The sequence below is a fragment of the Brevundimonas sp. BAL450 genome (assembly GCF_015767455.1).
GTDB lineage: Bacteria > Pseudomonadota > Alphaproteobacteria > Caulobacterales > Caulobacteraceae > Brevundimonas > Brevundimonas abyssalis.
In genome coordinates this window covers 51,727-64,572 of the sequence record NZ_JADWOW010000031.1, presented here as the reverse complement: position 1 = coordinate 64,572, position 12,846 = coordinate 51,727, and the positions used below count along the sequence as shown (strand labels likewise).

The 12,846-nt window shown below is 67.2% G+C and carries 12 protein-coding genes and 1 tRNA gene; 10 read left to right on the top strand and 3 right to left on the bottom strand.

All coding sequences use genetic code 11. The annotated features are described in order from the left end of the window. Positions 1-104: 104 nt before the first annotated feature. Both flaF and flbT read right to left on the bottom strand, forming a co-directional pair. Positions 105-473: a flagellar biosynthesis regulator FlaF gene (gene flaF, locus IWC96_RS02180; RefSeq protein WP_021696807.1), complete on the bottom strand. Its 369-nt coding sequence runs from the start codon at positions 471-473 to the stop codon at positions 105-107. Continuing rightward, the gene (gene flbT, locus IWC96_RS02175; RefSeq protein WP_021696808.1) at positions 439-858 is read right to left on the bottom strand and encodes a flagellar biosynthesis repressor FlbT; all 420 of its coding nucleotides are present in this window, start codon (positions 856-858) and stop codon (positions 439-441) included. The genes flaF and flbT overlap by 35 nt, the downstream gene beginning before the upstream one ends. A 125-nt stretch (positions 859-983) precedes the next feature. Between flbT and IWC96_RS02170 the strand changes: the two genes are divergently transcribed. From IWC96_RS02170 to IWC96_RS02135, 8 genes are all read left to right on the top strand, one after another. After that, the gene (locus tag IWC96_RS02170) at positions 984-2,771 is read left to right on the top strand and encodes a tetratricopeptide repeat protein (RefSeq protein WP_021696809.1); all 1,788 of its coding nucleotides are present in this window, start codon (positions 984-986) and stop codon (positions 2,769-2,771) included. A 39-nt stretch (positions 2,772-2,810) separates the two neighbouring features. Continuing rightward, the gene (locus IWC96_RS02165; RefSeq protein ID WP_021696810.1) at positions 2,811-3,233 is read left to right on the top strand and encodes a hypothetical protein; all 423 of its coding nucleotides are present in this window, start codon (positions 2,811-2,813) and stop codon (positions 3,231-3,233) included. Then, the gene (locus IWC96_RS02160) at positions 3,230-3,418 is read left to right on the top strand and encodes a hypothetical protein (protein ID WP_021696811.1); all 189 of its coding nucleotides are present in this window, start codon (positions 3,230-3,232) and stop codon (positions 3,416-3,418) included. The genes IWC96_RS02165 and IWC96_RS02160 overlap by 4 nt, the downstream gene beginning before the upstream one ends. A 62-nt stretch (positions 3,419-3,480) precedes the next feature. Further along, positions 3,481-4,341 (top strand): MoxR family ATPase, encoded by an 861-nt coding sequence (locus IWC96_RS02155; RefSeq protein WP_021696812.1) that lies wholly within the window; start codon positions 3,481-3,483, stop codon positions 4,339-4,341. An 86-nt stretch (positions 4,342-4,427) separates the two neighbouring features. Then, a complete protein-coding gene (locus tag IWC96_RS02150) occupies positions 4,428-5,252 on the top strand; it encodes a hypothetical protein (protein WP_021696813.1) in 825 nt (274 codons plus the stop codon). Between the two features lie 123 nt (positions 5,253-5,375). Beyond that, positions 5,376-5,969, top strand: a complete 594-nt coding sequence (locus IWC96_RS02145) for a YfbR-like 5'-deoxynucleotidase (protein WP_021696814.1) — start codon at positions 5,376-5,378, stop codon at positions 5,967-5,969. 2 nt (positions 5,970-5,971) lie between these two features. Then, positions 5,972-6,922 (top strand): NAD regulator, encoded by a 951-nt coding sequence (locus IWC96_RS02140; protein ID WP_196838280.1) that lies wholly within the window; start codon positions 5,972-5,974, stop codon positions 6,920-6,922. 84 nt (positions 6,923-7,006) lie between these two features. Further along, a tRNA-Ser gene (locus IWC96_RS02135) sits at positions 7,007-7,096 on the top strand. A 122-nt stretch (positions 7,097-7,218) separates the two neighbouring features. Here IWC96_RS02135 and IWC96_RS02130 read toward each other — a convergent pair. Further along, positions 7,219-8,574, bottom strand: coding sequence for a GH1 family beta-glucosidase (locus IWC96_RS02130; protein ID WP_021696816.1), 1,356 nt, complete (start codon positions 8,572-8,574; stop codon positions 7,219-7,221). A gap of 209 nt (positions 8,575-8,783) precedes the next feature. Between IWC96_RS02130 and IWC96_RS02125 the strand changes: the two genes are divergently transcribed. Then, on the top strand, positions 8,784-9,824 hold the full coding sequence (locus IWC96_RS02125) for a LacI family DNA-binding transcriptional regulator (RefSeq protein WP_045318885.1): 1,041 nt from the start codon (positions 8,784-8,786) through the stop codon (positions 9,822-9,824). Positions 9,825-9,829: 5 nt separating this feature from the next. Continuing rightward, complete coding sequence (locus IWC96_RS02120; protein ID WP_021696818.1) at positions 9,830-12,811, top strand: TonB-dependent receptor domain-containing protein; 2,982 nt, start codon at positions 9,830-9,832, stop codon at positions 12,809-12,811. The last annotated feature ends 35 nt before the right edge of the window (positions 12,812-12,846 follow it).

The window sequence follows — 12,846 nt, the reverse complement described above, 5'->3', positions numbered from 1 at the left end:
GTGGGCGGCGGTCGAACATCCAGACTGCAGGCCGGCCCCCTCCACCATGCTTCGCATGGTCCCCCTCCCCCGATGGGGGAGGATTGGGCGCCGGCTCCGGAAAATCAGGCCGCCTGGGCGCCGGACGCCGGGGCGAGCCCCTGCATGATCATCTTGTTGATGTCGATCAGGGGCTCGAAATCCTCTTCACGGCGCATGACGGCCGAGGAGTGGCGGCTGACGAACAGGCTGATGGAGATGAGCTGCGCGCGCAGCGGGGCCGGCAGGTTGTTGTCGGGATTTGCGCAGTCCGTGGCCAGGGTCGACCACAGGCGCCGGTTCCAGTCCAGGGCGTCGATGCGCGTCTTCAGATCGCTCGGATCCGCGCGCGACGCCTCCATGAGGGCCCGCGTGACCTGGCCGAACAGGCGGTACTCCGCCTCGCGGGGGTTCTCCGCCCTAGCGGTCGCTGTCTTGTAGGCCTGAAGCGACATCGCCGATCCTCGATTCTTCGTATTCAACCAATTTGCGGGCGGCCATCAGGGCCTTGTAGTACTCGCGGGCCATCACGTGCCGTGAGGCGGCCACACAGTCAGCCATGGTGTCCGGATTTCGGGTGGCGCCCATGAACTCGGACAGGCGCATGGCGAATTCGTCGTAGAATTTGTCCGCCGAGGACTCATCCAGGTACATCATCATGACCGGGAAATAGATCCGGCGCGCCGGACTGGTCACCTCGTCGGCCTGCATGATGTCCTTCTCGCGCAGGACCGAGGCCTTGTTCTGGAGCAGAAGCACGCCACGACGGTCGCCGTTCTGGACGACGGCTCCGTTGAGGACGAATTTTTCGCCCGGCTTGAGCGACAGTTTCAGCGGCATGACGACCCTCCCGCGCCTCACACCTACCGAGGCTCGCCTGATGCTGATTAAACAAACGTGGTTAACCATCCCTTGTGTTTCGGTCGGCAGCATGAGGAGAAATCCGAGTCCGGGAGTGATCTGAGTTGAGCATCGCATTCGAGGCGCCCACCGCCCTGCCGGGGCTGGCGCGCGCCGCCGACGCAGCCGCTGGTGACGCCGCCTCGCCCGAAGCCGTCGGGCGGCTGTCGCGGGTCCTGGCGAAGGACGGCGGGAAGGCCAGGAAGCAGGCGCGCGCCGCCGTGGCCCAATTGAAGGCCGCCGTCGCCGACCTGCGCGTCCATGACTATGAGGGCGCCAGCAGGAAGGCTCTCAAGGCGCTGGAGCTCGACAGCAAGCACGGCGTGGCCTGGCACGTGCTGGCCATCGCGCGCGAAAAGGCCGGCGATCTGGTCCAGGCCCTGAACGCCTATGAGGCGGCGCTGAAGCTGCTGCCGAAGGATACGGCGGTGGCGCAGGACCTGGCGCGCCTGGCCCAGCGTCTGGGCTATCTGGAAATCGCCGAGAAACTGCTGCTGCACTATCTGGCGGCGGACCCGGACCATGTGGAGGCCATCAACAACCTGGCCTGCGTGCTGCGCGACCAGAATCGCTATGATCAGGCCATCGAGGTGCTGCGCGCGCGGCTGCAGACCGCGCCGGACAGCGCCATGATGTGGAACACCCTGGGCACCGTGATGGGCGACCAGGGAGACATGGCCACCGCCCTCACCTTCTATGACGAGGCCCTGCGGCTGGAGCCCGGCTTCGCCAAGGCGCGCTACAATCGCGGCAACGCGCGCCAGCCCCTGGGCGATTTCGAGGGCGCGCTGGAGGACATCGAGGCCGCCCTGCCCCACGCCGCGCCTGGATACGAGACCGGCATGATGACCATGGCCCGGGCCCTGACCCTGATGGCGTCCGGCCGCCTGAAGGAGGGCTATGAGGCCTATGAGGTGCGTCTGGATCCGGTCATGCCCGACGCCATCGCCGTCGTGGCCGACGGGCCGCGCTGGACGCCGGACCAGCCGCTGGAGGGCAAGCGCATCCTGGCCGTGGGTGAACAAGGCGTCGCCGACGAATTCATCTTCGCCAACATGATCCCCGACCTTATCCGGGCGGTGGGACCCGAGGGGCAGGTGTTCCTGGCGGTGGAGCCGCGGCTGGTCTCGATCTTCCAGCGCAGCTTCCCCGAGGCCGTGGTCGGCGCGCACCAGGCGGTGCGCAAGGCCGGACGGCTGATCCGCTTCGCGCCGTTCATGCAGGCGCACGGCGCGGTGGACGGCTGGCTGCCCCTGGCCAGCCTGATGGCGCCGTTCCGTCCGACCCTGGAGGCCTTTCCGGACCACGCCGGCTACATGACGCCCGACCCGGAGCGCGTGGCGCGCTGGCGAGACGAGCTGGCGGCCCTGGGCGACGGCTTCAAGGTGGGCCTCCACTGGAAGAGCCTGGTGCTGAAGGGCGTCCGGTCACGCTATTTCTCGCCCTTCGACCAGTGGCGGCCGATCCTGACCACCCCCGGCTGCATCATGGTCAATCTGCAGTGCGGCGACACCGCCGCCGAACTGGCCCAGGCCGAGGCGGAGGGGCTGAAGATCTGGACCCCGCCCATCAACCTCAAGGACGACCTTGAGGACGTGGCCGCCCTGTCGTCGGCGCTGGACCTGGTGATCGGCCCGGCCATCGCCGGGACCAATATCGCCGCGGCCGTGGGGGCGGACGCCTGGATGATCCAGGCGCCGGACGACTGGCACGTGCTGGGCTGGAAATCCTACCCCTTCTATCCGCGCATGCGGGGATGGGCGGCGGGCTCGTTCGGGCGCTGGGACGGGGTGATGGCCGATATGGCCGCCGAACTGGCGCGAATATCTTCGTCGCGCCGGAACGCCGCCTGATCGCCGCACGTTTCCCTCCCAGACAAGGGAGCCGAGACCATGGCCGAGCGACCGGAAGAACCCGACGAACAGGATCAGTCCGAGACCTTCGACGAGACCCATCTGGACGACGAGGGCGACGGCGACGTCACCCTCGAGGAGATGGACGTTCTGGATGTCACCCAGGAAGCGGGGGACGCGGACGACGAGGATCTGGAGCTGGAGGACGTCCAGGCCCTGGACGGCGTCGACCCGCGCGCTGACGCCCGGACCGACGGCGGCGAGCAGCCCGTCAACGAACTGGACGCCGAAAGCGACGGCGAATACGGCGCCGACGAGATCGAACAGGTGCCTTCGGGCCTGATGCGCAACGTCAAGGGCGCACAGGGTTCGGCCGCGCACTGGGAGTCCCGCCGCCTGGACGATGACGACATTGACTCCCTGGGCTACGGCCCGGACGAAACCCAAGAGGAAGCCCGATGAACGACAACACCCGCGACGACGACGTCAACGCCCCCTATTCCCGCAAGATCACGCCGGAAAAGGGCAAGCCCGATCAGATGCCGGGCGATGGCGAGGCCAGAAACCACCAGGAGGAGCTGATCGACGAGGCGGTCGAGGAGACCTTCCCGGCCAGCGACCCCGCGACGCCCAAGCGCATCACCTGAACCCTGTTCAGGTGCGTCCTGATCCGCTACCCACTCGGGTCTCTCATGGACGGAGTGGATGAATGGATCGGTTCCAGGGCACCGAGAACTATATTGCGACCGACGACCTGAAGGTGGCGGTCAACGCGGCCGTGACCCTGGAGCGGCCGCTGCTGATCAAGGGCGAACCGGGCACCGGCAAGACGGTTCTGGCCTATGAACTGGCCGAGGCGCTGGGCGCGCCGCTGATCACCTGGCACATCAAGTCCACCACCAAGGCCCACCAGGGCCTGTACGAATACGACGCCGTATCCCGCCTGCGCGACAGCCAGCTGGGCGAGGAGCGGGTCCATGACGTGCGCAACTATCTGAAGCGCGGCAAGCTGTGGGAGGCCTTCACGGCGCCGCAGCGCCCCGTGCTGCTGATCGACGAGATCGACAAGGCCGACATCGAGTTCCCCAACGACCTGTTGCAGGAGCTGGACCGGATGGAGTTCTACGTCCACGAGACGGACGAGACGATCCGCGCCGAGGTGCGCCCGGTGGTGGTCATCACCTCGAACAACGAAAAGGAGCTGCCGGACGCCTTCCTGCGCCGCTGCTTCTTCCACTACATCCGCTTCCCCGACGAGGAGACCATGAAGGCCATCGTCGAGGTGCACTATCCGGGCCTGAAGCCCCGGCTGGTGGCGGCGGCGCTGAAGACCTTCTACCAGATCCGCGAGACGCCAGGCCTGAAGAAGAAGCCGTCCACGTCCGAACTGCTGGACTGGCTGAAGCTGCTGATGGTGGACGATGTGACGCCCGAGACCCTGGCCGAGCGCGACCCCAAACGCCTGATCCCGCCCCTGCACGGCGCCCTTCTGAAAAACGAGCAGGACGTGCACCTGTTCGAGCGCCTGGCGTTCCTGCAACGCCGCGAGGCCGGGCGGCCCGGCGGCTGACGGGTTCCGTCAGGGCCGATTACCGCGATTTCACTGGCGTCTGAAAAACCCCAGCGCACAATAGGGCAGTAACAGGAGCCGACACCATGCGCGCCCTCATCCTTCCGATCTGCCTCGCCGCCCTGGTCGCGGCCTGCGACAGCGAGCCCTCGATCCGCATCTCGCGTGACAGCGACCAAAGCACGGAGTCCAGCGGCGCCCTTCGCGTTGTGGACTCCCTGCAGTGTCCCCAGACCCATGGGGTGCTGACCCGGCGTGGCGCGCCGGCCGCCGACGGCCTGTCCTGCGAATACACCGGTCCGCGCGGCTCCCAGGTGACCCTGCGGCTGGTGACGCTGGACAGCGAGGGGCTGGCCGCCCTGGACGCGCTGGAGACCGAGGTCCAGGCGCTGCTGCCCTCGGCGGTCGAGCGGGTGGGCGGCGCGGTCGCCGTGTCCGCCGTCGACGCCGGATCCCAGGCCTCCGCCTCCGCCGGCGGCGGCGACAGCGTGGCCGTTCAGGTTCCCGGCGTGACCATCGAGGCCGAGGGCGACAACGCCACGGTCCGCATCCCCGGCATCAGCATCGACACCGACGGCGGCCAGTCCCGTGTGCGCGTCGGCGGCTTCAGCATCCGCAGTGATGAAGCCGGGGATCAGGTCAACATCAGCAGCGACAACGAGGCCGTGCGCATCCGCGCCCGGGAGGAGGCGGTGGAAATCCGCACCCGCGACAGCTCGCACGGCGTCCGCGCCACATACATCCTGGTGGATGAGCGCGGCTCGGACCTGGGCTGGCGTCTCGTGGGCTACGAGGCGCGCGGCCCCGAGGGCGGCCCCCTGATCGTGGCCGTGGTGCGCAGCAAGGATCGCCACGAGGACGAAGTGTTCGACGGCGCCAAGTCCCTGGTCCGTCTGAACGTCGGAGAATAAGCGGACCGGCGGGCTTGATCGCTGTGCCCGAATGCGTCAGGTCCGGGGCCTCGAACCGACGGAGTGATCTTGGCCCAGGCGCGAAAGAGACCCAGCGAAAAGGCGCCCCGCGCCTGGCAGCGCATGCTGTCCGGACGACGGCTGGACCTGCTGGATCCCTCGCCCTTCGACATCGAGATCGAGGACATCGCGCACGGCCTGGCCCGCGTCGCCCGCTGGAACGGCCAGACCATCGGCGACCATGCCTTCTCCGTCGCCCAGCACAGCGTGGTGGTGGAGGAGATCGTCGCCCACATCCAGCCGGACATCGCCCCGAAGTGGCGGCTGGCGGCCCTGCTGCATGACGCGTCCGAGTATGTGATCGGCGACATGATCTCGCCGTTCAAATCGGCCCTGGGCTTCAACTACAAGGAATTCGAGGCGCGGCTGGAAAGCGCCATCCACCTGCGTTTCGGCCTGCCGCCCAAGTCCCCCGCCACCATCAAGACCCTGATCAAGAAGGCCGACCGGGCCTGCGCCTTCTTCGAGGCGACCCAGCTGGCCGGGTTCGACCGCAAGGAGTCCCTGCGCCTGTTCGGCTCCCCGCCCGCCGACTACGATCTGGTGATCCACCCCCTGCCCGCGGGCCAGGCCCAGGCGCGTTATCTGGAGCGTTACCAATTGCTGGCCGGGGCCATGGGTGTGCTGCCCGCCGCCGACGCCTGGCACACGGAGTGACCATGGACCGCGCCGTTCAGGACCAGGGTGTGCTGATCGGGCTGTCAGTGGTGGTGTTCGCCCTGCGCGACGGCGAGGCGGTGGTGCTGACCACCGGGGGCGGCCCCGACGGCGCCGGCCTGCCCTTCGGCCCGTTCCAGCCGGCGCGCCACCGCACCTTCGAACTGGCCCTGCGCGATTTCGTGGCCGAGCAGACGACGTTTCCGCTCGGCTATGTGGAGCAGCTCTACACCTTCGGCGACGCGGGCCGGGAGTCACCTCGGGCGGAGATGGGCGTGGGCGCGCGGCGTGTGGTTTCCGTCGGCTATCTGGCCCTGACCCACGACCCCAGCGCCGTGGCCGGCCCCGGCTCCGCCTGGACGCCGGTGCTGGAGTTCTTCCCGTGGGAGGACTGGCGCCGGGGACGGCCGGACATGATCGATCAGCGGATCGCGCCGGCCCTGGCGGCCTGGGTCGCCGAGGCGGAAACGGCCGCCCGCGCCGCCCGTGTCGACCGTCTGTTCGCCCTGAAAGGCGCGCGCTGGAACGAACAGCAGGTGCTGGAGCGGTACGAACTGCTCTATGAGGCCGGCCTGACACCCGAAGCGGCGCGCGACCACGGCCAGCCCGCGCGGGGCGCCATCCCGGGCCGCGCCATGGTGTCGGACCACCGCCGCATCCTGGCCACCGCGATCGGCCGTCTGCGCAGCAAGACGAAATATCGCCCGGTGCTGTTCGACCTGACCCCCGACACCTTCACCTTGTCCCAGCTCCAGGCCGCCGCCGAGGCGGTCTCGGGCCTGTCCCTGCACAAGCAGAATTTCCGCCGCGGGGTGGAGCGCACCGGCCTGGTCGAACCCACCGGAAGGCTGAGCGCCGCCACCGGCGGGCGGCCCGCCGAACTCTACCGCTACCGGGGGGCCGAGGCCTCCGGCGGCGGCGTCACCGGCCTGTCCCTGCCCGGCCAGCGATAATCGCAACGGAACGCTTGCGGGAAACGCCCGAGCCGATTAGGTATCCCGCCTCGCTCGACCACCCCTAGGGGAAACAGCGACCGCGGAGAGGTGGCAGAGTGGTCGAATGTACCGCACTCGAAATGCGGCGTACGTGGAAGCGTACCGTGGGTTCGAATCCCACCCTCTCCGCCATTCGCCTTCGCAGCCCAGGCTAGAAAAATCGCCTGTTCGACGGGTCCGGCATGGGTCGCTGCACCTGTCCGTCGAAACGCCCTGCGCCGCGGCACGGCCGCCGCAGGCAGGACGATCGCGGGTCAGACCGTATCAAGCACCTTGCCGTGGGTGCTGATGACCTCGGCGTAGAGCAGGCCGGAGTCCTTTATGGTCCGCTCCTGGGTCTGGAAGTTCACGTGGGTGATGCCGAACCGCTTGGAGAAGCCCAGAGACCATTCCAGATTGTCCAGCAGCGACCAGGCCATGTAGCCGGTCAGGTTGACCCCCTTGTTGATCGCATCATGGGCGGCCTTGAGGTGGTTCTTCAGATACTCGACCCGCATGGGATCATGGATGCGGCCGTCGATGGCGTGGGGCGGATCGTACCAGGCCGAGCCGTTCTCGGTGATCATCAGGGGCAAACCGCCCGTCTGTTCGTGCAGCCAGACGAGTGTGTCGGTCAGGGCCGGGGGATAGACCTCCCAGCCGGTCTCCGTGTGGGCGTGCTGGACCTGCTTCACCGGCTTGGCCCGCACGGGCCAGGCGGACGGGTCGTTCTCGGGCACGGCGCGCGTGTACCAGTTCAGCCCCATCCAGTCGGTGGGCGTGGCGATGAGGTCGAAGTCCTCCCTGGGGAACTCGCGCCAGGCGCGCCCATAGACGTCCTTGAGCTCCTCGGGATAGCCGCGTCCCATCAGGGGATCGAGGAACCAGCGGTTCATCTGGGCCTCGGCGCGTTTGCGCGCGGCCTCGTCCTCGGGCTTGTCGCTGGCCGGGTATTTCGGCTCGATGTTCAGGACGATGCCGATTCGGCCCTCGCCCACCTCGCGGAAGCGGCGCACGGCGGCGCCGTGGGCGCGCAGGACGTTGTGACCCGCGATCACCGCCTCGAAGGCCGAGCGATGGCCCGGGGCCAGCGCCCCGTGCAGATAGCCGCCGTCGACGATCACCCAGGGCTCGTTGATGGTGCCCCAGGTCTTGATGCGGCCCTTGAACTTTTCGAACAGCACCTGGCCGTAGTCCGCGAACCAGTCGGCGATGTCGGGGTTCAGCCAGCCGCCACGATCGTCCAGCGCGGCGGGCAGATCCCAGTGGTACAGGGTGCAGAGCGGCTCGATGCCCGCCTCCAGCAGGCCGTCCACCAGCCGGTCATAGAAGTCCAGGCCCGCTTCGTTGATGCGTCCGCGACCCTCGGGCATCACCCGGCTCCATGACACGCTGAAGCGGTAGGCCTGAAGGTTCAGGCGCGTCATGAGGGCGACGTCCTCGCGCCAGCGGTTGTAGTGGTCGCAGGCCACATCGCCCGTGTCGCCGTCCTTCATGTTCCCCGGCGTATGGGCGAAGCGATCCCATATGGACGCTCCGGCGCCGTCGGCCATGGACGAGCCTTCGATCTGATAGGCGGCCGTGGCGGCTCCCCACAGGAATCCCTCGGGAAATTCGTAGCTTCGAGTCATCGGGGACGTTCCTGCACTGGTGTAGCGGCCAATACGTCATGTTCGAGCGTTCGACAAACGCTTGCGTAAACGATTACAGCCGTGTCATGTAAACGATTACACACTGAACGCCGGACCGCCGTCAAGGCCGCCGGGACGGTTCAGAGGGGTTTAGGGAGACGGCAACAGATGATGGCGAAAGCCTCTGCATCAGCCCGGGTGACGTGGTCTTGAGGCCCGCGACCATCAAGGACGTCGCCGCCCGCGCCGGCGTATCCGTGGCCTCGGTTTCCCGCGTCCTGAACGCCCAGGGCGTCGTCGGCGAGGACGTCCGCGCCCGCGTCATGGAGGCGGTCGAGACCCTGTCCTATGTGCCCCATTCCGGCGCCCGCAGCCTGATCACCCGAAAAACCGACACGGTGGGCGTGATTCTGCCGGATCTGTTCGGCGAGTTCTTCTCGGAGTTGATCCGGGGCATGGATCTGGCGGCGCGCGAGAAGCGGCTGCACCTGATCGTGTCCAGCTCCCACGACGACGCCGAGGAGGCGTCCTTCGCCATCAAGTCCATGCGTGGCCGGGTGGACGGGCTGATCATCCTGTCGCCCCATCTGGACGCCGCGGCGCTCGCCGCCAGCATGCCGCGGTCCCTGCCCGTCCTGCTGATGAACGGCGGGGCCCGCGATGTGGACCGGCCCTCCATCACCGTAGACAACCACGGCGGCGCAGAGGTCATGACCCGCCACCTGCTGGCTCAGGGCCGCCGCCGCGTGGCCCATGTGGCCGGGCCTGTCGGCAACCTGGAGGCCGAGGCGCGCCGGGCCGGCTACCTGGCCGCCATGGCCGAGGCGGGGATCGAGCCGGTGGTTCTGGACGGCGACTTCGATCAGGCGTCCGGCTTTCGCGCCGGCGCCGCGATCGCGGCCATGGACATCCGTCCCGACGCCGTGTTCGCGGGCAACGACATGATGGCGCTCGGCGTGCTGCTGGCCCTGCAGGAAGCGGGTCTGCGCTGTCCCGAGGACGTGGCCGTCGGCGGGTTCGATGACGTGCCCATCGCGTCCCTGGTCCGGCCCGCCCTGACCACCATGAGAATCGACATCGCCGAGACCGGCCGCCGCGCCCTGGAACGCTTGGTGAGCCTGATCGACGCGGCAGGGGAAGCCCCCATCAACCACGAAATCGTGCGGCCAACGCTCGTCGCGCGCCAATCCAGCAACAGCAGCAACAGCGGGAACAGCGGATCCAAATCCGCGCTCGCTCAGGGAGGATGAAGACCATGATCCGGAACACCAGACGTCACCGCAGCCTGATGGGCGCATCGGCCGCCGCCATCGCCACCTCCTTGCTCCTCGCGGGCGGCGCAATGGCGCAGACGGCCACTTCGACCATTCGCGGCAACGTCAGCGACCAGGGGCAGGCCGAGGCCGGCGCCCAGATCGTCGCGCGTGACAGCGCCTCGGGCTACGTCTCGCGCGCCACGGCCAACGCCTCGGGCAATTATGTGCTGTCCGGCCTGCGCCCCGGTTCCTATGAGGTGACCGTCACCACCGCCGATGGACAGAGCACGACGGAGACGGTGAGCATCGGTGTCGGCCAGACCGGCACCCTGGACGTGGACGTTGCCAGCGCCGCCCCCGGCGTCACCGATGTGGCCGAAGTCGTCATCGTGGCCCGCCAGTTGGCTGACACTCGCACTTCCGAAGTCGCGACCAACGTCAGCCGCACCCAGATCGACACCCTGCCGCAGATCAGCCGCAACTTCCTGAATTTTGCGGCCCTGGCGCCGGGCGTGCGCGTGACCGAGGGCGAGACCGAACGGACCATCACCGCCGGGGGGCAGCCCGCTTCGGCCATCAACGTCTTCATCGACGGCCAGAACCAGAAATCCACCATCGTCGACGGCGGCGTGGCCGGTCAGGACGACAGCCGCGGCAACCCCTTCCCGCAAGGCGCCGTGCAGGAGTTCCGGGTCGTCTCCCAGAACTTCAAGGCCGAATACGAACAGGCCGGTTCGGCCATCATCACGGCCGTGACCCGCTCGGGCTCCAACGCGTTCGAGGGCGAGGTCTTCGCCACCTATCAGAACGAGGAGTGGATCCAGCAGGACTACTTCTCGGAGCTGCGGGGCGCGGACCAGCCCGAGCTGACCCGTGAACAGTACGGCTTCGTCCTGTCAGGCCCCATCATCGAGGACACGCTGCACTTCCTGGCGTCCTACGAGCGCAAGGACGAAACCCGTTCGGCCCAGACGTTCCTGACCCGGCCTGAATACGAGCCGCTGTTCACCGATCAGCTGGGCAATTTCGCCACGCCGTTCGAGCAGGACCTGTTCTTCGGAAAGCTGAGCTGGCAGGTCAACGACCGCAACCGCATCGAGCTCACCGGCACCTGGCGCGAGGAATCCGACATCCGGGATGTCGGCGGTCAGAACGGTCCTGAACGCGCCACGCAGATCAACGGCGAGACACGCTCGATCGTGCTGCGACACCAGTATCAGGGAGACAATTTCCTGAACGAGATGGCGCTCGACTATTTCAACTACACGTACAATCCCACTGCGCTGAACTTCGACACCTACGGGGCTGAATACGCGGTCTTCCGGGACAACGACGTGAACACGCCGGGCTTCCAGTTCAACGTGTTCAACCGGGAAGCGACCGTCTTCACCCTCGGGGGACGCAGCGACAATCAGAACATCGAGCAGGAAAGCATCACGTTCCGCAACGACCTGACCTTCACCAATATCGAATGGAACGGCGAGCACACCATCAAGCTGGGCTTCAAGTACTCTGACCAGAGCTACTTCGTGAACAAGGAGTTCGGGCGCAATCCGCAGTTCTGGTTTGATGTCGACGGCCGGCCTGAAATCAACGGATCGACCGAAATCCCGGTTCGCGTCTCGCTGGGCACAGCGGTGGCGCCGGCCGACATCTCGAACGCGGTCATCGGCCTGTATATCCAGGACGACTGGCGCATCACAGATCGGCTGGAGCTGAATCTGGGCCTGCGCTGGGACTACGAGGACAACGCGGTCAACAACGACTACACCACGCCCCAGAATATCCGCGGCATGCTGGCGGCCATGGAGGCCCTGCCGGGCTACAGCTTCCCGGAGTATTTCAATCCCGACGACTATGTCACCGACGGCGACCGCGACGCTTTCACCGACGCCTTCCAGCCGCGGATCGGCTTCTCCTACGACGTGTTCGGGGACCAGAGCACGGTGATCTTCGGCGGCGCCGGCCGCTACTACGACCGCATCGGCTTCAACTTCCCGTTCGACGAGCGGTTCAAGCCGACCCAGTTCATTCGCGAGGTGTTCTTCTCGGCGGATGGGTCCCGGCCCGGCACCGTCGCCTGGGATCCGGCCTATCTGACGCCGGAGGGCCTGGACCCGCTGCTTGCGGCCACGCCGGGCGCCGGCGAGGTGTTCCTGATCCGCAACGACGCTCCGCCGCCGCGCACCGACCAGTTCAACCTGGGTGTGCGTCAGCAGTGGAACGACTGGCAGCTGTCGGCCACCCTGGCCTATGCCTTCACCGACAACGAGTTCAGCTGGTACATCGGCAACCCGGCCACGGACGGCAACCGCTTCGGCGGACCGACGCCCGCCTCGGTCGGCTTCACAGAATTCCGCAACCTGATCTTCATCTCCAACCACGACCGCGAACGGGAATACGCCGCCCTGCACCTGCAGGCCGACAAGCCCTACAACCGCGCCGACGGCTGGGGCTTCCAGATCAACTACACCCTGTCCGAAGCCACCCAGAACGGCAGCCGCGATCAGGGCCTGGGCAATTTCGATTTCGACTACAACTGGATCGATACGACCCCGACCTTCTACTCGCCCACCGACGAACGGCACCGCATCACCGCCAGCGGTCTGGTGGACCTGCCCTGGAACTTCCAGCTGTCGGGCTTCCTGACCCTGGGATCGGGCCGGCCCTACACCATCTTCAACTGCCCCGACGCCCCGGCTGGCGGGCCCAACATCTGCTGGAACGAGGGCCGTCCGGAGAAGTTCAGCTTCATCATTCCGGACGCCTGGGCCTACCGTCAGCTGGACCTGCGCCTGACCAAGAACTTCGACCTGTTCGACGGTCATCAGGCCCAGATCTACGTGGACGCCATCAATGTGTTCGGCTTCCGCAACTACTCGGGCTTCAACCAGGACTTCAACTCAGCGGAGTACGGCCGCCCGAACAATGTGTCGCTGCCGACGCGCAGCTTCCAGGTGGGCATGCGCTACCGCTGGTGACGGTTTTCTCCTGAGCCTTGGCCGCTCCCACCTCT